General features: G+C 58.9%; 17 protein-coding genes, 1 tRNA gene and 1 pseudogene. 6 read left to right on the top strand and 13 right to left on the bottom strand.

Translation table 11 applies throughout. The features are described 5' to 3' along the window. Window positions 1-78: 78 nt before the first annotated feature. The 3 genes from CXQ93_RS13615 to CXQ93_RS13605 all read right to left on the bottom strand — a co-directional run bounded on the left by CXQ93_RS13615 (window position 79) and on the right by CXQ93_RS13605 (window position 3,530). Window positions 79-155, bottom strand: a tRNA-Pro gene (locus tag CXQ93_RS13615). A gap of 125 nt (window positions 156-280) precedes the next feature. Next, window positions 281-1,246, bottom strand: a complete 966-nt coding sequence (locus CXQ93_RS13610; RefSeq protein ID WP_104110960.1) for a metallophosphoesterase — start codon at window positions 1,244-1,246, stop codon at window positions 281-283. A gap of 13 nt (window positions 1,247-1,259) precedes the next feature. Then, a complete protein-coding gene (locus tag CXQ93_RS13605; RefSeq protein ID WP_104110959.1) occupies window positions 1,260-3,530 on the bottom strand; it encodes a transglycosylase domain-containing protein in 2,271 nt (756 codons plus the stop codon). A gap of 36 nt (window positions 3,531-3,566) precedes the next feature. Between CXQ93_RS13605 and CXQ93_RS20685 the strand changes: the two genes are divergently transcribed. The 3 genes from CXQ93_RS20685 to CXQ93_RS13595 all read left to right on the top strand — a co-directional run bounded on the left by CXQ93_RS20685 (window position 3,567) and on the right by CXQ93_RS13595 (window position 5,138). Further along, complete coding sequence (locus tag CXQ93_RS20685) at window positions 3,567-3,722, top strand: hypothetical protein (RefSeq protein ID WP_181036160.1); 156 nt, start codon at window positions 3,567-3,569, stop codon at window positions 3,720-3,722. A 62-nt stretch (window positions 3,723-3,784) separates the two neighbouring features. Next, on the top strand, window positions 3,785-4,210 hold the full coding sequence (locus tag CXQ93_RS13600) for a RidA family protein (protein ID WP_104110990.1): 426 nt from the start codon (window positions 3,785-3,787) through the stop codon (window positions 4,208-4,210). Then, window positions 4,194-5,138 (top strand): NUDIX hydrolase, encoded by a 945-nt coding sequence (locus tag CXQ93_RS13595; protein ID WP_104110958.1) that lies wholly within the window; start codon window positions 4,194-4,196, stop codon window positions 5,136-5,138. The genes CXQ93_RS13600 and CXQ93_RS13595 overlap by 17 nt, the downstream gene beginning before the upstream one ends. A gap of 207 nt (window positions 5,139-5,345) precedes the next feature. On the opposite strand, the gene CXQ93_RS13590 is transcribed toward CXQ93_RS13595, so the two are convergent. Next, window positions 5,346-6,023, bottom strand: coding sequence for a Crp/Fnr family transcriptional regulator (locus tag CXQ93_RS13590; RefSeq protein ID WP_038465875.1), 678 nt, complete (start codon window positions 6,021-6,023; stop codon window positions 5,346-5,348). 279 nt (window positions 6,024-6,302) lie between these two features. On the opposite strand from CXQ93_RS13590, the gene CXQ93_RS13585 reads away from it, so the two are divergent. Beyond that, window positions 6,303-7,487, top strand: a complete 1,185-nt coding sequence (locus CXQ93_RS13585) for a MarP family serine protease (protein WP_104110957.1) — start codon at window positions 6,303-6,305, stop codon at window positions 7,485-7,487. A 35-nt stretch (window positions 7,488-7,522) separates the two neighbouring features. On the opposite strand, the gene aroQ is transcribed toward CXQ93_RS13585, so the two are convergent. From aroQ to CXQ93_RS13565, 4 genes and pseudogenes are all read right to left on the bottom strand, one after another. Then, window positions 7,523-7,981: a type II 3-dehydroquinate dehydratase gene (gene aroQ / locus CXQ93_RS13580; protein ID WP_104110956.1), complete on the bottom strand. Its 459-nt coding sequence runs from the start codon at window positions 7,979-7,981 to the stop codon at window positions 7,523-7,525. 136 nt (window positions 7,982-8,117) lie between these two features. Further along, on the bottom strand, window positions 8,118-9,455 hold the full coding sequence (locus tag CXQ93_RS13575; RefSeq protein ID WP_104110955.1) for a sugar ABC transporter substrate-binding protein: 1,338 nt from the start codon (window positions 9,453-9,455) through the stop codon (window positions 8,118-8,120). A gap of 64 nt (window positions 9,456-9,519) precedes the next feature. After that, the gene (locus CXQ93_RS13570) at window positions 9,520-10,485 is read right to left on the bottom strand and encodes a carbohydrate ABC transporter permease (protein ID WP_104110954.1); all 966 of its coding nucleotides are present in this window, start codon (window positions 10,483-10,485) and stop codon (window positions 9,520-9,522) included. An 11-nt stretch (window positions 10,486-10,496) separates the two neighbouring features. Continuing rightward, window positions 10,497-11,423 (bottom strand): annotated as a pseudogene (locus CXQ93_RS13565) (carbohydrate ABC transporter permease). A gap of 204 nt (window positions 11,424-11,627) precedes the next feature. Here CXQ93_RS13565 and CXQ93_RS13560 point away from each other — a divergent pair. Beyond that, entirely contained in the window at window positions 11,628-12,830 is a 1,203-nt protein-coding gene (locus CXQ93_RS13560; protein ID WP_104110953.1) for a Gfo/Idh/MocA family protein, read from the top strand. A 14-nt stretch (window positions 12,831-12,844) separates the two neighbouring features. After that, entirely contained in the window at window positions 12,845-13,864 is a 1,020-nt protein-coding gene (locus tag CXQ93_RS13555; RefSeq protein ID WP_104110952.1) for a LacI family DNA-binding transcriptional regulator, read from the top strand. A gap of 39 nt (window positions 13,865-13,903) precedes the next feature. Here CXQ93_RS13555 and CXQ93_RS13550 read toward each other — a convergent pair whose 3' ends face one another. The 5 genes from CXQ93_RS13550 to acs form a co-directional block, all read right to left on the bottom strand. After that, entirely contained in the window at window positions 13,904-14,689 is a 786-nt protein-coding gene (locus CXQ93_RS13550; protein ID WP_104110951.1) for a DeoR/GlpR family DNA-binding transcription regulator, read from the bottom strand. A 38-nt stretch (window positions 14,690-14,727) separates the two neighbouring features. Further along, window positions 14,728-15,642 (bottom strand): carbohydrate ABC transporter permease, encoded by a 915-nt coding sequence (locus CXQ93_RS13545; RefSeq protein ID WP_104110950.1) that lies wholly within the window; start codon window positions 15,640-15,642, stop codon window positions 14,728-14,730. Further along, the gene (locus tag CXQ93_RS13540) at window positions 15,642-16,616 is read right to left on the bottom strand and encodes a carbohydrate ABC transporter permease (protein WP_104110949.1); all 975 of its coding nucleotides are present in this window, start codon (window positions 16,614-16,616) and stop codon (window positions 15,642-15,644) included. Before CXQ93_RS13540 ends, CXQ93_RS13545 begins: the two co-directional genes overlap by 1 nt. A gap of 76 nt (window positions 16,617-16,692) precedes the next feature. Beyond that, window positions 16,693-18,015, bottom strand: coding sequence for an ABC transporter substrate-binding protein (locus CXQ93_RS13535; RefSeq protein WP_104110989.1), 1,323 nt, complete (start codon window positions 18,013-18,015; stop codon window positions 16,693-16,695). A 210-nt stretch (window positions 18,016-18,225) separates the two neighbouring features. Next, entirely contained in the window at window positions 18,226-20,202 is a 1,977-nt protein-coding gene (acs, locus tag CXQ93_RS13530; protein ID WP_104110948.1) for an acetate--CoA ligase, read from the bottom strand. Between the last annotated feature and the right edge of the window lie 139 nt (window positions 20,203-20,341).

Genomic DNA, 20,341 nt, shown 5'->3' with positions numbered 1-20,341 from the left:
AAAGCCCCCTCCCGAAGGAGAGAGCTTCTGTCAACAATGTCTCGCTACATCAGTCAACGATGTCGCGACACATCACATTGGTCGGGGTGACAGGATTTGAACCTGCGGCCTCGTCGTCCCGAACGACGCGCGCTACCAAGCTGCGCCACACCCCGATCCATTGTTTTTCCTTGACCAGTGACGGTCTTGAAAAGCAACCTCTCAAGAATAGCGGACAGGGTGCCAGTTTACGAAATCGAGAGCAGGGGTTCGGACAGTGACCGCGAAAACAGTGCTGCAATCAGTTGCTGCTGAGCGTTTTCGCCGTCAAGGTCAGGACAACAGCCTCAGGGCGGCAGGCGAAGCGGAAGGGGGCCGTGCGCGCGGTGCCGATGCCTGCGGACACGTTGACCGGCGTCGTACGTCCTGCGGACTCCCAGTCATTGAGGCCTCTGGCGCGCCAGGTGGGCAGATCGCAATTGCTGACAAGTGCGCCGTACCCGGGCACGCAGACTTGGCCGCCGTGGGTATGGCCAGCCAGGATCAGATCCGCACCGTCGGCCGTAAAATGGTCCAGAACCCGCTGGTACGGGGCGTGCGCCACGGCGATCTTGACGTGCGGGGCGCTGTCCTGGCCCACCGCGCCGCGGGGCCAGCCCGCATAGCGTTCCCGGTTGAGGTGCGGATCATCCACGCCGCTGAAGTCGAACCGGATTCCCTTGAGCGGGATGGACTGGGCCCGGTTGGTCAGGTTGACCCAGCCGCCCATGCCAAACCCGGTGTGCAAGGCTTCGGTGTCCAGGGGGACGGGGTGGTGCCGGCCCTCGGCTGCCGGCAGCTTGGACGGGCCGGAGAAGTAGGCCAACGGGTTCTTGAAGCTTGGCGCAAAGTAATCGTTGGAGCCCGGAACAAACACTCCGGGGAATTCCATGAGCGGACCCAGTGCGTCCAAAAGCGGAGCAATGGCTTCAGGATGGCTGAGGTTATCTCCGGTGTTGACTACCAGATCCGGCGCCAGCGAGGCGAGCTCGCGGAGCCAATTAGTCCGTTTGTGCTGGCCGAGAGACAAGTGAATATCGGAGAGGTGTAACACCGTGAACGGAGCCGAACCAGGCGGCAGGATGGCCAGTCGTTCCTCCCGGATGGAAAACCAGTTACGTTCAATGAAGGTGCCATAGGCTACCGCGCCCACGCCGGCGGCAACGGCAAGCCCCGCCGCCGCTTTCACTGTGGTGAAGCGGGACGGGGCTGTTCGCATACTAGGCATGGAGGCTTAGGCTCTAGTCTTTCTTCTTGTCTTTATTATCGGTGGCCGGCTTGTCCTTGTTCTCCGTGGCAGGCTTCTCCTGGGAGTCCTTGTTGTCATCGGCGGACTTTGTTTCAGCGGGCGCGGGCGGTGGAGCCGGCGGGGAGACGATGCTGGCCGGCGGCGGATCGAAAGCGCCTACATCGTAGTTTCCAGCGACTTGGTTCATGTAGCCCTGCCAGGCCTTGCCTGCATAGGTGGAGCCGTCAACGTAGGGGAGATACTGGCCGGCGATGAGCTTGTTGTTGGTGGAATCATTCTTGTTCTCCGGCATACCAACCCAGGAGGACGTAGCCACGCCGCGCGTGTAGCCGGTGGTCCAGGTCTGCTGGGAATCGTTCGTGGTACCGGTCTTGGCACCTGCCGGGTACTGCAGCGGGATGGCGTAACCGGAACCGCCGGGCTGCAGTACCTGTTGGAGAACCATGTTCACACCGGCAGCCACTTCAGGCTTCACGGTCTGCTTGCAGTTAGCGCTCGGAACCGGGAGTTTCTCGCCCTTGGCGTTGGTAATGGATTCCAAAGCAATAGGTGTGCAGTACCGGCCGCCCGAGGCAAAGGTGGCGAAGGCATTGGCCATGGTCAGTGGCGCAACCTCGCCACTGCCGAGCAGGGCGCTGATGCTGGAGACGTTGTAGGGCTTGGTGACGTCACTGCCCATGTGGATGCCGGTGGCCGTCATCATCTTCTGGATGTTACAGATATCCAGCTGAGCCGCAGTTGCCATGGTTGCAGTGTTCAGGGACAAGGAGAGTCCCTGCCGGGCCGTGAACGTCCGGTAGTAAATGCCGTCCGGGCCGTCGGCATTTTGCAGGTCCGGGGCGACTTGGGGGTCGGAGCTGTCGTAGTAGCCGGTAGTGGTTCCGCAGCTGTTGGTCCACGGACGCGACTGGGGGTAGCGGCGCACCGAGGCGTCCACCCTGTCATCGACCCTATGGCCGGAGTTCAGCCATTCGGCAAAGGTGAACGGCTTGATGGTCGAGCCCACATCGAAGCCGCCTGAGCCGCCCAGTGAAGCACCGTTGGCATCCAGCCGGTCAACAGCAAAGTTGTAGTCCGTTTTCCATTGGCCCTCTTTGGGCGCCAGCTTGGAGTTCTGCGCCATGGCAAGAATCTTGCCGGTGCCGGGCTGGACGGACACAATGGCCTGGCCAACATGGTCAGGGTTGTTCTCAATGGGGGCGAAGTTCGCAAACTGAGCCTGAGCGGCGTCCTGCATTTTCGCGTCCAGCGTGGTTTTGATGGTCAAACCGCCCTGCAGAAGGACCTTGAGGCGATCCTCGGGAGTTTTACCGTACTTCGCATCATTGACGAAGAGATTGCTGACGTACTCGCAGAAGTACTCGGCTCGTACTGCAGTGGTGCAACCGTTACGTGTGGGCTGCACCTTCAGGGCTACCTTGGAGGCAACGGCTTCCTTATGCTGTTTTGCATCGATCATGCCTTGATCCAGCATGTGGTCCAACACCAAGTTGCGGCGCGTCAGAGAATTCTCGGGATTGGCAATGGGGTCATAAATTTGGGGGCTATTGACCACACCGGCCAGCAGGGCAGCTTGCGGCAGGTTCAGGTCTTTAGCATGAATGCCAAAGTAGTTGTAGGCAGCTGATTCGATACCAAAGTTGCCGTTGGCGTACAGCACCCAGTTCAAGTAACCCTGCAGGATCTCGTCCTTGGAGTACTTCTTTTCAATGGCGATGGCCAGCTTGATCTCGCGGACCTTCTCGCCAACACCCTTGTCACTACCCAGCTTAATCTTGTCGTAGTCGCCGTCGGCAGCGTAGGTCTGGATGATGACGTTGTTCACGAACTGCTGGGTGATGGTGGAGGCACCCTGGCGGCCACCGCCCTGGGCCATAGCCGTAACGGCACGCATCAATCCACGAGTGTCGATGCCGCCGTGGTCGTAGTAACGCGCATCTTCCACCGCAACGATGGCGTCCTTCATAAACGGCGAGATGTCCTTCAGCGCCACTTCGGTCCGGTTCTGGTCGTAGAACGTAGCCAAAAGGGAACCATCAGAGGCCAGAATCTTTGACGACTGGGCCGGTGTGCCCACCTTCATCTCGTCCGGGAGCTCATCAAAGAGCGTGATGGAGGAGGTGGTTGTAGTGCTGGCCAAAGCCGCCGCCGGAACCATGAGTCCTGCCACCAAGACGCCACAAATCGCGCTGACGCCCAGAAAGAGGACCAATTTACCCAGCGTTGTGGCGGTATCGAAAATGGGGTGTTTTTTTGCTGCCATTTTTCCAGTTTACCGGCAGGGGATACTCTTTGACGTATGAGCAAATGGGAGTACTCTACGATTCCGCTGATTATCCACAACACCAAGGCGATCCTGGACAGCTGGGGTGACGAGGGCTGGGAGCTGGTTCAGGTTGTTCCGGGGCCCGACGGCCGCGGCCTTGTCGCCTACCTCAAGCGAGAGAAGGCCTAGCCGTGAATACCGCGACAACTCAGGGCTCCGGGCGCATTGAGGCACGCCTGGCCGAGCTGGGCATGAGCCTGCCGCCCGTAGCTGCGCCCGTTGCTGCCTACGTGCCTGCCGTCATCTCGGGTAACCATGTTTACACCTCCGGACAGCTGCCTTTTATTGACGGCAAACTCCCAGCTACCGGCAAAGTCGGTGCCGAAGTTTCAGCTGAGGACGCAAAGTCCATGGCCGCAACCTCCGCAATCAACGCCATTGCAGCCCTCAAGAGCGTCATTGGCGATCTGGACCGCGTCACCCGAATCGTGAAGGTTGTGGGCTTTGTGGCCTCGGATCCGTCCTTCACCGGACAGCCCGGGGTCATCAACGGCGCCTCCGAGCTTTTAGGTGAAGTTTTTGGTGAGGCAGGCGTCCACGCACGCTCCGCCGTCGGAGTTTCCGTTCTGCCCTTGGATTCTCCTGTTGAGGTTGAGTTGATTGCCGAATTCCAGTAACAATCCGGCGGGCTTTCGGCCCGCAGGCAAGCGGCTCTTCCCGCTGACAGAAGGTCAGCGGGAAGCCGCGCAGGCGTGGTTGGATTTTGGCGGACGCACACCCGGTAAGCCACGGCTGGCGTCCTCGGTGGTGCTGTTGAAGGACAGCCCTGCCGGCATGAAGACTTTTTTGACGTACCGTCCCGGTGGTTCTCCGCTGGGTATTGTGGCGTTTCCGGGGGGCACCATTGAACCCGCGGATGACGACGTCACCGACTGGGTGGGCCCCTCACCGGCTGCTTGGGCCAAGAGCCTGGGCACCGAGGATATTGGGCTAGCCAAGCGCCACGTGGTGGCTGCCATCAGGGAAGCCTTTGAGGAAACCGGGGTCCTACTTGCCGGACCCGATGCATCCTCCCTCGCCGAAGGAATCAACGGCCCCGAATGGATGCGGGCCCGTGAAGCCATTGCAGCGCAGGAGATCACGTTCGCGTCTCTGCTGGAACGCTATGGCTTGGCCCTGCGGACGGATCTACTCAAGCCGCTCAGTCACTGGCTGAGCCCGGACTTTGCCCACAGGCGCTTTGATACCCGCTACTTTGCCGCCGTTATGCCTGTTGCCCAAGCGCCGTCGTTGTTGACCAGCAAGGGCATTTGGGGTCGGTGGGCCTGTGCAAGTGAAATCCTGGCGGAGCGCAACAGCACCGTACTGGGCGATGAAATAGGCCAGGAGGTCACTTTGGGGCGGACCCTGAGTGAACTGGTGGTCCCCGGCGTGGAAGTCATCCTGGAAAAGATCGCAGCAGCCCGCGGATGCATTGCCTACCTGAACCACAAGCGGCCCATCAACGAGTACCAAGCAACGCTGGTGGTTGGTAGCGAGGACCAGCTGAACTTGGAAGTATCCACAGCCCCGGCGTCGGAGGGTGCAGCTTGCCGGGAACGGTAGGTCTGCCCCGACGCTTCCTCACTTTTCGGGGTCTTTTCCCCAACGCGTCGTCACCTTTGGGGCATTATCGCTAAGCGCTCAATCACATGAAAAATCCCGGCCGCCGAAAGGCAGCCGGGATTTTTTGGTGTTGGGCCCACGTTGGGCCCACACTCGCCAGGTTCCCGGGAAATCGCGTCAGCGATTTAGCGGGCCGGCGAGTGGGGACTAGCGTGAACGCTGGCGCAGGCGGTTGACGTCCAGGATGACAACGGCGCGGGCTTCCAGGCGGAGCCAGCCGCGCTGGACGAACTCGGCCAAAGCCTTGTTGACGGTTTCGCGTGAAGCGCCGACCAGCTGGGCCAGTTCTTCCTGCGTGAGCTCGTGGGCTACGAGGATTCCGTCAGTTGCCGGACGGCCAAAGCGGTCGGCCAAATCGAGGATCGCCTTGGCCACACGGCCGGGGACGTCTGAGAAGACCAGATCGGAGAGGTTGTCATTGGTGCGGCGCAGGCGGCGGGCCAGGGCCTGCAGCAGCTGCATGGACACCTCGGGACGGTTGCGCAGCAGAGCGTTGAGGGATTCGTTCTTCAAGCCGGCCAGGCGAGTTTCCGAGACGGCGGTCGCGGTGGTGCTGCGAGGTGCCGGATCAAAGAGGGCCATTTCACCGAAGAGCTCGCCCGGGCCGAGAATGGCAACAAGTGACTCGCGGCCGTCGGAGGAGGTGCGTCCCAGCTTGACCTTGCCGGAAACGATGAAGTAGAGCTGGTCGCCCTGGTCTCCTTCACGGAAGACCGAAGCGCCGCGGGACAGATCAACCTCTGCCAGTTCGTCCGTCAAAAGGCGGAATGCCTCGTCGTCGAGCGTGGCAAAAAGTGGTGCCCGGCGCAATACCTCGATGTCCATGAAATCTCCTAAAAGTTAAGTATCGAAAAAGTTCTGACCTAATATTGATTCTTTCAGATATTTTCCCGTTTTGTGACCAATTTGGCATTGAACTCGCCCATTGCCAGCATATTGGCAGACTCTCAGCGGCAAAAGCCCCGGAGAATCATGAGTCTCGACGGTAATATTTGCCATAGGTGCCTCATGGCATCAGGAACTGCCTGTACTGCTTTCGATGTTGCCCGCACTGCCGGGCTGAGGTCGCTCGGAACTGGCTCATGATTGGAGCGCGCAAAAGAAGTGTTTGGTTACTCCTGGCTTGATGCCGTGCTGATCCTGTGGCTGCTTTGGCAGTTAATCTATGGACTCAAGGTAGGACTTGTTGCGAGCCTAGGTGGCCTTGCAGGTTTTATTGCCGGAGCCTTTGGCGCATTCTTTGCGGCGCCATTTATCAGCCAATATGCTCCAAGCCCGGGTTGGCGGACGGTCATGGTGATTGGGTCCACAGTCATATTAATTGCGCTTGGTCACACCTTGGGTATGAAGCTTGGTAGCGCCATCGGACGTGCCGTAAAATCCGATTCGATCCGCGCCGTAAATCGTGTGCTCGGCGGGGCCTTGAACGTGGTGGTGGGAGCCCTTGTTATTTCCATCGTGGCTTTCGGCGTGGGGAACTTGGGTATTCCGCTGGTCTCACAGCTATTGGGCAAGTCCCAGGTGATCTCCCGGATTGAGGCGTGGACGCCGGATCCGGTAAAGGAAGCCGTGGCCCAAGGGCGATCTTTGGTGCTGAAGGAAGGGATTCCGGCGTTACTGAACCCCACAGGGCCCAATGTGGAAGTGGCCGCGCCCAATGCCGATACCAACACCCCTGCGTGGAACGCCGCGGCACAGTCAGTCATGAAAATTTCCGGCACCGCTTTCCAGTGCGGTCAGAACCAGACGGGCACGGGTTTTGTGGTTTCCCCAGGACGGGTTGTCACCAACGCTCACGTGGTGGCTGGTGTCACGATGCCAATGGTCCAGACCCAAACTCAGGGTGCGCTACCTGCCCGCGTGGTTTATTTCGACGCCGTCAAGGACCTGGCCGTGCTCGCCGTCGACTCTCTAGATGCCGCGCCCCTGTCAACTGCCGCCACGGTTGCCCGCAACACAGCCACAGCCTTTGCCGGCTATCCCTTAGGTGGCCCCTTGCAGGTTCGGCCGGCAACCGTCCTGTCATCGGGGCCCATGATGGTTCCGGACATCACCGGCGGGGCCGAGTCCGCCGTCGACGTCTACCAGCTAGCTGGCAATGTGCAGTCGGGTAACTCAGGTGGCCCACTCTTGGACACCGAGGGCCGCGTAGTGGGAGTGGTATTCGCCAAGGCAACTTCCACCAACAACGTTGGCTTCGCGCTGACCATGAAGGAAGCAAGCCCAGTCATTGCGGCGGCCCCAACACTGAATTCTCCGGTGGGATCAGGGTCCTGCAAGGTTGGCTAAGCACAGGTTCTAATGCAGCGCCTCAGAGAAGCGTCTTAGGCAAGAGTCTTGTCGAAGTAGTTCACGGCCAGTTCGTAGCCGTGAATCCCGGCGCCCACAATAACCGCGCTGCTCACCGCTGACAGGTAGGAGTGGTGACGGAATTCCTCACGCTGGTGAACGTTGGAAATGTGCACCTCGACCGTGGGAAGTTCGACGCCGGCAATCGCGTCTCGCAGCGCCACCGAGGTGTGCGTGTACGCGCCTGCGTTGATGATGATGCCCACCGCCGTGCCGCGCGCCGCGTGGATCGCATCCACCAGGGCTCCCTCGTGGTTGGACTGCAGACAGGTAGTGCTGAACCCCGCGGCTTCGGCAGCCGCAGTGGTGAGCTGTTCGACGTCGGACAGGGTAGTTGAGCCGTAAATCTCCGGTTCGCGCGTACCCAGCAAGTTCAAGTTGGGGCCGTTGAGGATCAGCAGGGTGCCACGACGTGCGGCTTGGGAGGAAGTCATGGGTTAATAATGCCCTTAAACGCTTGTGCCCGGCTTGCATTGACCTGTCATGAAGCAACTGCCCCGCAGCTAGCAGCCAGAATTCGTGAATTGCAATGAATTCTGGCTGCTAACTGCGGGGCAGTTGGGGGAGGGGCTACTTTGTGAAGAGTTCGTTGACCTGCGTATTAGCTTCGGTCAAGGAGCTGGCCGGGGACTTTCCGGAAACGACTGCATCCATGGCCGGAGCCATGATGGCTTCGACCTTAGCGGCATTGTCGGTGATGGGGAACAAGAAAGTACTTCCGTCCTTGATGTGCTGGGTGAAGGCGCTAACGTCAGTCCCTTTCTCTGCGAAAGCCTTCTCGGCAATGTCCGATGAGGTCTTAATAGCCGGGAATACGACGGCCTTGGCGGCAACAACGTCCTGACATGCACTGGAGGCCAGGTACTGGACCCACTTAGCGGCACCCTCTGGGTTCTTTGTGTCAGAGCTGATGGAGTCGGCCAAACCATTGAACATGCTGGATCGCTTGCCATCAGCTCCGATCGGGGTGGGCGCAATTCCCACCTTAAGGTCCTTCAGACTGGTGTACTGGCCGATGGTCCAGTCGCCGTTGGTATTAATGGCTGACTTGCTGGCGCCGAAGGTGTCCGGCATGGCGGCGCCGACAGTTGTTTCCAACTTGGGCATGTACCCCTTCTCGACCAGCGAGGCCCACCAGGCAATGGTTTCTTGGAACTTGGGATCGTCGAAGTTGTAGACGGTGCCCCACGGATTCTTATCCGTATGCGTCCAGCCGATGGTGCCCGTCAGGAAACTCCATTCAGTTTGGCCTTGCGCGGATCCGCTGCCGTTGAGGCCAAGACCGTAAACTGCCACATTTTTCTTGTCGAAACCAGCCTCGTCGCCGCGCTTGCCACTCTTGTCAACGGTGAGGTGCGCAATGGCCTTTTCATAGGTCCCCCCGTCTGTGGGGTTCCACGCGAGGGTGTTCATCTGCTCGTCAGAGATACCGGCGTCTTCCGTCATGGCCTTGTTGTAAAACATGCCCACAGTGTCCCAATCCTTCGGCAACCCATAGCGCTTGCCATCTTGACCAACCCAGAGATCGGCGAGGCCGTCAATGTACTGAGCGGTGTCGATGTTCCCGGATTTTACGGCGTCGTCCAAGGGCAGGACCTGCTTCTTGGCGACAAAATCCGGGAACTTTGTGAGGTGATCGGTGAACACGTCAGGAGCTGTGCCAGCGACGAAAGCATTGGTGAGGGTGGACCAATAGTCTGCCCAGCCACGCTGGGTAATTTTGACCGATAGCTCGGGATTCGCCGTGTGGAAGTCGGTAGCGCACTGTTGATAGGCGGGGAGCTGGTTGGAGTCCCAGAGCCAGTAACTAATTTCGCCCTCGGCTGCTGCTGTGGCACCACCTCCACAGGCAGTGAGGGACAAGGCAATAGCAGCAGCGACGGCGGTGACGCTAAGGGTTTTCTTCATGGTAAACCTTTCAACGGTGGGCTTGAGTAGTGCAGTTTATGGTGAGTTTTTCGGGGGAGACGGGCTATTTGATCCCGGAGAACCCAATGGAATTGACGACCTTCTTGCCGAAGGCAATGAGCAAAATCAGGATTGGCAGGGCAGCTATCAGAGTTGCCGCCATCAGTCCGCTCCAATCGGGGGCGCCTTGCGGGGATTGCGATTTGAAGACGCTCAAGCCCACTGTCAGAACCCGCACATTTTCTTCTTGAGCCACCAGCAGCGGCCAAAAGTACTCGTTCCATGACGCGATGAAAGTCAGCAGCGACAACGTGGCAATGGGGCCAACGGCATTGGGCATGATCACCTGGAAGAAGATTCGGACATGGCTGGCCCCGTCAAGTTTGGCGGCCTCATCCATTTCCCGGGACATACCCATGAAAAATTGCCGTAGAAAGAAGATGGCGAACGGAGTCATCAGCATGCTGGGCAGTGCGATGCCAAGGAAGGTGTTGAGCATGCCGAGGTTCTTGATTAGCAGGAAGTTGGGCAGGGCGGTGAAGATTGGCGGAACAAGCAAGGTGGCTAGGAAGAAAGTGAAGACTTTCTCCCTTCCTGGCCATTTCAAGCGCGCAAACGCATAAGCGGCCAAGGCGCTAAAGAACACCTGGCATACGGTGACCATGGTGGAGACGATGAATGAGTTGCGAAGATAAAGCCAGAAGTTGATGGCAGCACCGGAGCCGCCCTCAGCCAGCGCCTCTTCGGCGCTTTGCATCCCCAGTACACGTTTGAATGCTCCCCAGCTGAAGTCTGCCGGCAGCAGGCTAGCGGAGTTGGCTGCCAGCGAATGATTGCTGGAGAGGGCTGTACGAATCATCCACAGGAACGGCACAACTGTGATCAGAATAGCCAGCGTCAAGACGGCCCAGGCACTGATCTTGCCCCAGTTCAGGGGCGCCTTGGGACGGTGGCTTTGGGGTGGAACGCTCCTGCCGGTGGTGGTGCGTTTTCGAGCGGGTGGGACGGTGGTTTTTTGTGTTGTTGTCATGGGTAGTCTCCTTAGTCCAGCTCGGATTCGTTACCGCGCAGGAATTTCATCTGCAGGAATGCCACAATGCCAATGACGACGAATAGCACCGAGGCCAATGCAGAGGCGTAGCCGAACTCTTGCTCGGTGAACGCCTTGTCGAAGATGTACATCTGGATCACGCGGGAGGCATTGACGGGCCCGCCGCCTGTCGTCACCGCAACGGTGTCGAAGATCTGGAAGGAACCAATGACTGTCACGACCAGAACCAGCACAAGGATTGGGCGAAGCAAGGGCAGGGTGATTTTCCAGAATGTTTTCCAGGGCCCCGCCCCATCAAGAGCGGCAACCTCATAGACATGCCGTGGGATAGCCTGCAGCCCGGCGAAAAGTAGGAGTGCCGTGTAGCCCATGTGGCGCCATACGTTGACGAAGGCAATGGTGGGAATGGCCCATGTTTCATTGCCAAAGAAAGCGATGCGGGGCAGCCCCATCCATTCGATGACCTGATTGACGATGCCGATCTGATAGTCGAGCATCCAAAACCACAGCAACGCCACAACGACGTTGGCGATCAAATACGGCAAAAGGATGATCCCGCGAATCAGGGTGGACTTGGCCACGTGATACATCAGAAGCGCCAGTCCCAGGGCAAAGACTGTCTGAAACGCGATGTTGAGCACTACATATTCGCCAGTCACTGCCATGGCATTCCAGAACAGTTTGTCAGCAAAGAGCTTTGTGTAGTTCTCTAGCCCAACCCAGATGGGGTCTCCAAAGAGTCCGTACTCGGTGAAGCTGAGTTACAGGCCCCGAATGGTTGGCACGAGATAAAACGCAATAAGGCCCACCAGAGCTGGTGCGATGAAGATCAGTGCTGTCCGCAGATCAGTCGCCCGGCGTCTCTTCGGTGTCCGCGCGGCGACCCTGGTGCTGTGCTGCGCGGCCGCGGTTTTCATGGTGGTCATCGGCGACCCCCTTTTCTCTTATGTGATGCGGGTAACAGTTTTCTGAGGAGTCTACACGAGTAAATTTCTGTTCGCAAGGATTGGCTTTTGCTTTATTTTTATTGCCTTTATTGAGCCAAAAGGACTATTGACTCGAGTAGATTTGGGTGCAAGACTTCATGGGCTTGTATCTCAAATCACATGAAAGGTGACCTCATGTCAATCACTCTTGGCATCATTGGTGCCGGCCAGTTCGCTGGTCAGTTCGCCAAACTTTTTGCGCTGCACCCGTCCGTCACGAAAATTACCGTCACCGACGTTGTGCCCGAACGCGCCGTCGAACTGAACGAGCGCCTGTCCCTGGACGGGACGGTGGCGGATTTCGACGCCATGCTCGCCTCAGACGTCGATGCCGTTGCCATCTTTACCCAGAGGTGGACGCACGGGCCTTTGGTCCTGAAGGCGTTGCGAGCCGGGAAGCACGTGTACTCGGCCGTGCCCATGGCTGTCTCCGAAGAGGAGATTGCCGCCATCATCGAGGCGGTCCGGGAAACCGGCCTAACCTACATGATGGGTGAAACCAGCTACTACAACCCCGCCACTGTCTACGCACGTGGCAAGGCGGCCGACGGCGCATTTGGCCGGGTGTTCTACGCTGAGGGTGACTACGTCCATGACATGGATCTGGGCTTCTATGAGGCGTACCAGTACAGTGGCGGCGAGCAGTGGAAGAGCACTGCCAGCTACCCTCCCATGCTGTACCCCACACACTCTGTCGGTGGCGTTTTGGGCGCCATCGACGGGCACGCGGTCAGCGTCAGCTGCATTGGGGTCAAGGATCAGCGGGACGATGGTGTCTTCGATAAGGACGTCAGTCAGTTCAATAATGATTTCTCCAACGCAACAGCCTTGTTTGAGCTCAATGACGGCGGCGCCATGCGGATCAACGAAATGCGCCGTGTGGGGTACCCGTCGCATATCCGCGAATCCCGGTTCCGCTACTTTGGTACTGAGGCCAGTATGGAGCAGCTCGCCGAGGTCACGGTCTGGCAGGACAAGGAACTCGTCACAGACATTTCCGCAGAGCTGGCCACGCACGCCACAATGAACGACGACGATGAGTCATTGGCCCATGTTGCCCCAGCTCTACGGGCAGCGTTCATGTCAGGCCATGCCAGCGTTCACGACGTGGCAAGGCTGCCTGAGGAATTTGTTGGTGCCCCCAACGGACATGAGGGCAGTCACCACTTCTTGGTTGACGACTTCGTCAGCGCCGCCAATCACGGCACCTTGCCGCCGGTCAACGCCTGGGTGGCGGCCCGGTTCACGTTGCCCGGAATCGTTGCCCACAAGTCGGCACTGCGCGGTGGGGAACGCCTTGCGATTGCTGACTTTGGCGATGCTCCGGCGCAAATCTAGTTAGCATTGGCACTATGACTGACTCGGTGGCCAGGCCCCTTCGAACTGCTGTGACTCGCAAGGACGTAGCACGGTACGCGGGGGTGAGTGCCGCCGTGGTCAGTTATGTTGTCAATGGGGGCCCCAAGAACGTTTCTCCGGCAACCGAGGCACGGGTGCAAGAGGCGGTCCGGGTCCTCGGTTACCGCCCGAACGCAGCGGCGCGTGCCCTTAAGCTGGGATCCAGCCACCTACTAGGACTGGTTGTTCCGGACACCCGGAACCCGTTCTTCATCGAGCTGGCGCAAGCCGTTGAAGAAGAAGTCAGCGCGATGGGCTACGCGGTTCTGATGACCAATTCCAGTGGCAGTCCGGCTAGGGAGCGTACTCACATTCGCAACTTGGCGGGGCGGCAGGTGGACGGCGTCTTTCTGGCCAGCAATTTGTTCGAGCCTGATTTGGCCGAGCTTCAGGCTGCCAACATTCCGACTGTGCTCCTGGCAACAACCATGAAGGCTGAGGGTTTTTCAACTGTCGGGACGGATCTGCGTGCTGGCGCCAAGGCGGCAGTGGAGCACCTGATCGGCCACGGTCACACCAGCATTGCTTTGGCGATGGGAGACAATGTGGTGGGTGCCATGGACGGTCGTGAACTCGGATGGCTGGATGCGCTTTCTCATGCTGGTCTCGGCGAAGGGCCCATTGTCCGGAGCCCGTTTACCCGCGCAGGCGGATATGCTGCCGGTCAGCGCCTGATTGCCGCAGCGCAGCGTCCCACAGCGGTTTTTGCCAGCTCAGATATGCAAGCCATCGGTATTTTGCGTGCACTCAATGAAGCGGGAGTGGCAGTGCCGGATGAAATGGCGATGGTTTCCTTTGACGGGTCCATCGACGCCGAGTATTGCTGGCCGCCGCTATCATCGGTGAAACAACCTGTCAGAGCCATGGCTCAGGCTGCAGTCAGTGCCCTCGTGGGTGAGCTACGCACGGCTGAGCCGCAACACTTGGTCATTCCCTCCGAACTTGTCTTACGCAGCTCTTGCGGCTGCCCTTAAAGTAGAGACTCAACCGCGCCACAGTTGGGTCGAGTCAACTCACTGGGTTGCCCCGGGGGTGGCGACTAGATGAAGCTTGCCGACGCGTTGGCGCAAGGTTCGTTGCGCCTCGGCACCGAGGCCGTCATCGCTGATGACCTCGTCAACGTCCTCGAGGGCGGCAATGGTACTGATCCCCACGGTGCCCCATTTACTACTGTCCGCCAGCACCACCACCTTGCGAGCAGCCTCGATCAGAGCCCTGTCCATCTCGGCCTCGAGCAAGTTCGGAGTTGTGAAACCGGCGTGCGCGTCCACACCATGGACGCCCATGAACAGCATGTCCAGATGCAGGGAACGGATGGATTGGGTGGCAATGGGCCCCACCAGCGCATCCGACGGCGTGCGCTCGCCACCTGTGAGGATTACCGGCAACGTGGACCCGGAGGATTGAAAGACATCAGCTATCCGCACTGAGTTTGTCACGATGGTCAGGTTTTCCTTGGCGCACAGCAGCTTGGCAAACGCCCAGGTGGTGGTGCCAGCGCTGAGGCCGATCGCCATACCGTCGTGGACCAGCGTCACAGCCTCCTTGGCGATGGCTTGCTTTTCCGCTGTGAACTGCTTGGACTTGAGCTCAAATCCGGGCTCGTGTGCGCTGGTGTTTCCGGGCAGTTTGGCACCGCCGTGGATTTTTTCCACCTTCCCGTCTTCTTCAAGGACTTCAATGTCGCGCCGGACTGTCATGAGGGAGACACCAAATTTTTCGGCTAGGTCGGCCACCCGCACGACCCTCTCCTGATTGATGGCGGCAAGGATTTCAAAGCGCCGGACGTCTGCAAGCATGGACGTTCCTTTCCACTTAGGTGCGTGAGTGGGGCAGGTCAACCTTTGCTGGAGCCCAGGGTTAGCCCCTCTACAAATTGGCGCTGCAGGACCAGATAAATGATCAGTGTGGGAATGACTGTGATGGTGGCGCCAGCTGCGAGCAGGTTGTAGTTGGAGAGGAACGTGCCTTGCAGATTGTTGATGGCAGTGGTCACCGGCAGTCTGTCGCCGCTTTGAATGAAGAGTAGCGGCCAGAAATAGTCGTTGTAGATGAAGATCAGTTCCAGCGTGGCCAAGGCGGCAATGGCTGGTTTGCACAGGGGCATGATGATGGATCTGTACTGGCGCCAGATTCCGGCACCATCCACCAGTGCGGCCTCGGTCAGGTCGGTTGAGAGTGCCTTCATGTAGTTGGAGAGCACAAAGGTGCAAAAGCCGATTTGGAACGCTGTATTGGCAATAATGACGGAGAAGTAAGTGTTTAGCAGGCTGCCGGAATCGCTGAACCAGTAAGGCAGCGGGGTGAGTTTGAACATCTCAAAGAGCGGCGTGGCCAACACTTGGGGCGGCAGCAGGTTCCCAGCGGTGAACATGATCAGCAAGGTGATGTTGAACTTCCAACTCACCCGGCTGACAGCAAATGCCATCATGGAACTAAAAAGCAAGACCAACACGATCGTGGGGACCGTGATGATCAGCGAGTTCATGAAGTAGCGGGGGAACCCGCCCTGTGTCCAGGCCTGCACAAAGTTGTCAAAGTTAAAGGCCCCGCCGAAGCTGAAATAGCCATACTTGTCGGTGTCTTCCTTTGAACGCAAAGCAGTAAAGAGGGCCCACCCCAACGGAATTAGCCACATGATGGCCATGACAGTCAGGAAGATGTGGGTGCCATAGTGGGACTTGCCGTGGCTGCCGCTGCGCGAGCTGACGCCGTCGTTCTTCAGGCCTTTAGCAACGATGGAAGTGGACATCAGAACTTCTCCTTCCGGAAGGTACGGGACAGGTAGATCGTGATGGGGACCAAGGAAATTACGAGCAGGATTACGGCAAAAGCTGAGCCGATGCCGATGGACTGACCTTCGCCTATCAGGTAAGTGATGACCAGGGCGCTGATGAGTTCCAGACCATTGGTGCCCTTGTTGATGACCCAAACCACGTCGAACGCGCGCAGGGATTCGATGATGGTGATGACCACGATCACGATGTTGATCGGTGCCATGGCCGGGAAAACAATGCGGAAGAACGTCTGGCGGCCATTGGCGCCGTCAAGCGCGGCGGCCTCCTTCAGGGACGCATCAACGCCCTTGAGCCCGGCTAAATACAAGATCATGACGTAACCGGCGTGGCGCCACGTGGCCGCCACGAGGGCTGCCCAAATGTTGACGTCGGAGTTGCCGAACCAGTCCACGGCCTGTGGCGTGCCAGCGGTGCCTAAGAGGAAGTTGAGCAGGCCGTTGTCCTTTTGGTAGAACAGCTGCCAAATGATGCCGATCAACGCCAGCGACAGCATGACCGGGACGAAGAAGATGCTCTGATAGATCTTGCTGCCGCGGATTTTTTGGTCCAGGAGCACCGCCAGCAGCAGTCCGAGCGGGGTGGCGATGACGGCCAGGAACACCAGCCACAAAATATTGTGTTGGACGGCCGGCCAAAACGCGGGGCTGTCGTTGAACACGTAGCTGTAGTTGGCCAGGCCGGCCGCCCTGATGTCCGAGAGGGCCAGCCCGTTCCAACGAGTGAAGGACAAGAAAACGGACAAGACGGTGGGGATCCAGACGAAGGCCAGCTGGATCAACGTGGGGATCCCCACCATAAATGCTAGAACCACCTTGTCGCGGGTGGAAAGTCGCCTGACTTTTCTGTTGGTTCCGGGGGCGCTGCGCCTTCGGCCGGACCGGGGTGCGCCAGCCGGTGAAGGATGTGAAAGATCAGTGGTTCTGCTCATGACGGACAAACTCGCTTCCTCAGTGGGTGGGCGCAAGGCGTGGCGGCGGAGCGTTTCGCCGCCGCCACGGCAGGAGCTACTGGGCTGCGTAGAGGGCCTTTGCCTGCGCTTCGAGGTTTTTGACGTCGATGGAACCGTCCTTGATGAAGCCCTGCAACGCCGGGATCATCACGTTGGTGGCCATGGCCGGCAAAGCGTCGCGGTCGAAGAACTGGCTGATGCTCTTGGCATTGGCGATTGTCTCGGCACACTTCTTGTTCAGCGGGCTGAATGAGGAGGTGTCAGCGCCCTTGACGGTGGCGATGTTTGATGGGTCCACCTTGGCATAGGCGTCCTGACCTTCGGGGGTTCCCATGAATGCCAAGAAGTCTTTAGCGCCTTGGTTTTTGCCGCCCTTTTTGGAGAGCAGCAGCCCGTCAATGGGGGCTTCGACGGCGTCCTGTCCTTCCATAGCGATCTCGGGGAAGGGGAAGAAATCGATGTCAGCAAGGATGGCCGGGTCAGTGAACTGCTGGGTCACAAAAGAGCCCAGCAAGAACATGCCCGACTTTTTCTGGCCCAGGGAGATCGCCGAATCTTGCCAGGTCATGCCCAATGCGGCGGGGTTTTGGAAGGGTAGCAGTTCCTTCCAGGTATCAAAGACAGCTGTGACTTTCGTCTGGTCCCAGGATTCCTTGTGAGCCGTGAGGTCCATGTGGAACTGGTAGCCGTTGAGGCGCATGTTGATGTAGTCGAAGGTGCCCATGGCGGGCCAACCGTCCTTGTCGGAGAACTCGATCGGGATCAAGCCATCTGCTTTCATCTTTGCCGAGAGGGTCTTGAGGGCGTCAAAGGTGGTGGGAACTTCGTAGCCCTTCTCAGTCCAGAGGCTCTTGCGGTAGAAGAAGCCCCACGGGTAGTTGTAATTCGGGACAAAGTACATTTTGCCGTCCGGGCCCGTGGACGCCTTCTTCATGGCGTCGGAGTATCCGCCGCCGATCTTCTCCCAGACATCGTCGATGGGTGACAGCAAGCCCTGCTTGGCGTAGTACTGCATCCGGTAGCCTGCGAACCAGGTAAACGCGTCATCCGGGCTGCCCTGCAAGTAGGTAGCGATCTTGTTCTGGAAATCGTTGTGCGGGACCACGTTGGTGGTGACAGTGATCTTGGACTGGGCGGTAAAGGCGTCGGTGACTGCCTTGTACGCGGCTTTGGGCACATCGTCGGATGAACCTGAGCCGAACGTCAGGGACGTTGATGCTGATGCCGAAGCGCCGGGGGCCGTCCCGCCGGTGCAGGCGGCGAGCATCGGGAGGGCGGCGGCGCTGACGGCCCCGATGCCGAGCGTTTTCAGTAGCGTGCGGCGGTCCATGCCGATGTGGTTGAAGCTAAGCGGGGACCGGTCTTCATTTGGTGACATGATTTCTCCCTTGAAACGCATGACCGTGAGTTGACTCACATGTGTTCATCATGAAACTCCCAAAAGAGAACGTCAAGATGCAAAAGGGAAAGTTTTCGATCATGTTTTCGTGACAAGGGGACATTTGGCTCGCTGGGCGCAAAAAAGTGTGGCGCAGTTGTTGCTAAAACAAACCTGTTTTAGCAACAACTGCGCCACACTTGGGTGGGGCTAAGCCTTGAGTGACTCCGCGATCTGGTTCATGACCGTGTTGTCGGCCAAGGTTGAGGCGTCGCCAACGGTGCGGCCTTCGGCCACGTCCTTGAGCAGGCGGCGCATGATCTTGCCGGAACGGGTCTTGGGCAGCTCAGGCACCACCAGGATGGTCTTGGGCTTGGCGATCGGACCAATTTCCTTGCCCACGTGGTTGCGCAAGGTGGTGACGATATCAGCATCTTCCACAGCGGAACCGCGCAGGATGACAAACGCGACTACGGCCTGGCCGGTGGTCTCGTCTGCGGCGCCAACAACAGCTGCCTCTGCAACCGAAGGGTGGCTGACCAAAGCGGATTCAATTTCCGTGGTGGAGAGGCGGTGACCGGAAATGTTCATGACGTCATCGACGCGTCCCAGTAGCCAGATGTCGCCGTCATCATCCCACTTGGCGCCGTCGCCTGCGAAGTACATCTCATCAAAGCGAGACCAGTACGTGTCCTTGTAGCGCTCGTTATCACCCCAAATACCGCGCAGCATGGACGGCCATGGCTCACGAATGGTGAGGTAGCCGCCGTGGCCGTGAGGCACCGAGGCACCAAGTTCATCTACCACGTCAACGGCAATGCCGGGCATGGGGACCTGTGCCGAGCCCGGCTTGGTGTTGGTGACGCCAGGCAGCGGTGCCACCATAATGGCACCGGTTTCGGTCTGCCACCAGGTGTCCACGATAGGGGCGTTGTTGCCGCCAATGACGCGGCGGTACCACATCCACGCCTCAGGGTTGATGGGTTCGCCTACCGATCCGAGTAGGCGGATGGAGGAGAGATCGTACTTGTTGGGGATTTCCTCCCCCCACTTCATGAACGTACGGATCGCCGTGGGGGCTGTGTACAAGATGGTGACCTTGTACTTCTCAACAATCTCCCAGAAGCGGCCCTGATGCGGAGAATCCGGGGTGCCCTCGTACATGACCTGCGTGGCGCCATTGATGAGCGGCGCGTAGGTGACATAGGAGTGCCCGGTGATCCAGCCGACGTCGGCCGTGCACCAAAAAACATCAGTTTCCGGGTGCAGGTCAAACACGGCACGGTGCGTGTACGCGGTCTGCGTCAGGTAACCACCAGTGGTGTGCAGGATGCCCTTGGGCTTGCCCGTGGTACCGGAGGTGTAGAGGATAAATAGCGGGTGCTCGGCTGCATGGCCCACGGCGGTGTGCTCGGTGGATGCTGTGCCAACGGTGTCGTCCCACCAAACATCGCGGCCTTCCACCCATTTGACGTCCTGGCCATTGCGCTTGACCACAACTACGTGCTGCACGGAGTGGCCCGGCGCAACGAGTGCCTCGTCAACGGCGGGCTTCAGGGAGCTCGGTTTGCCGCGGCGGAAGGTGCCATCAGAGGTGATGACCAGTTTGGCTTCGGCGTCGTCAATACGGCTGCGTAGTGCGTCTGCGGAGAAACCCCCAAAGACCACGGAGTGGATGGCACCGATGCGGGCGCAGGCGAGAAGCGTGATGACGGCTTCGGGGATCATGGGCAGGTAGACGGCCACGCGGTCGCCTTTGACGAGTCCCAGAGATTCGAAGGCATTGGCGGCCTTTTTGACCTCTTCGGTCAGCTGCGCGTAGGTGTATGTGCGGGTGTCGCCGGGCTCACCCTCAAAGTGAATGGCCACGCGGTCACCGTTGCCGGCCTCGACGTGACGATCCAAAGCGTTGTAGGCGGCATTGATTTCGCCGTCCTCAAACCATGTAGCGAAGGGCGGGTTGGTCCAGTCCAGCGTCTTGGTGAAGGGCTTGGACCAGGTCAGGAGCTCACGGGCCTGCTCACCCCAGAAGGCGGGACGATCTGCATTGGCTTTTGCGTACTCATCGGCGTGGACAATCGCGTTTGCGGCAAATTCGGCACTCGGTGCGAAGTGACGATTCTCCGTGAGCAGATTTTCCAGTGCGTCGCCGGACTGGTTGTCAGCTGCGGTGGTGACCTCAGACATCTAAATTCCCTTCATTCCTTCGTAGCCGTTGACCCGCGAAAAACTATTCAGGCGGCGGTATATAGCTTCCCTAAAGAGGAAGTTAGTTTCCGCTGGATGGTTGTTATGGGACAACGATTCGTTCCTAGATTAACTGTAG

It is taken from the genome of Arthrobacter sp. N199823, assembly GCF_002929705.1.
GTDB lineage: Bacteria > Actinomycetota > Actinomycetes > Actinomycetales > Micrococcaceae > Specibacter.
The sequence above is the reverse complement of the archived record's forward strand: the minus strand, read 5'-3'. Positions and strand labels throughout refer to the sequence as shown.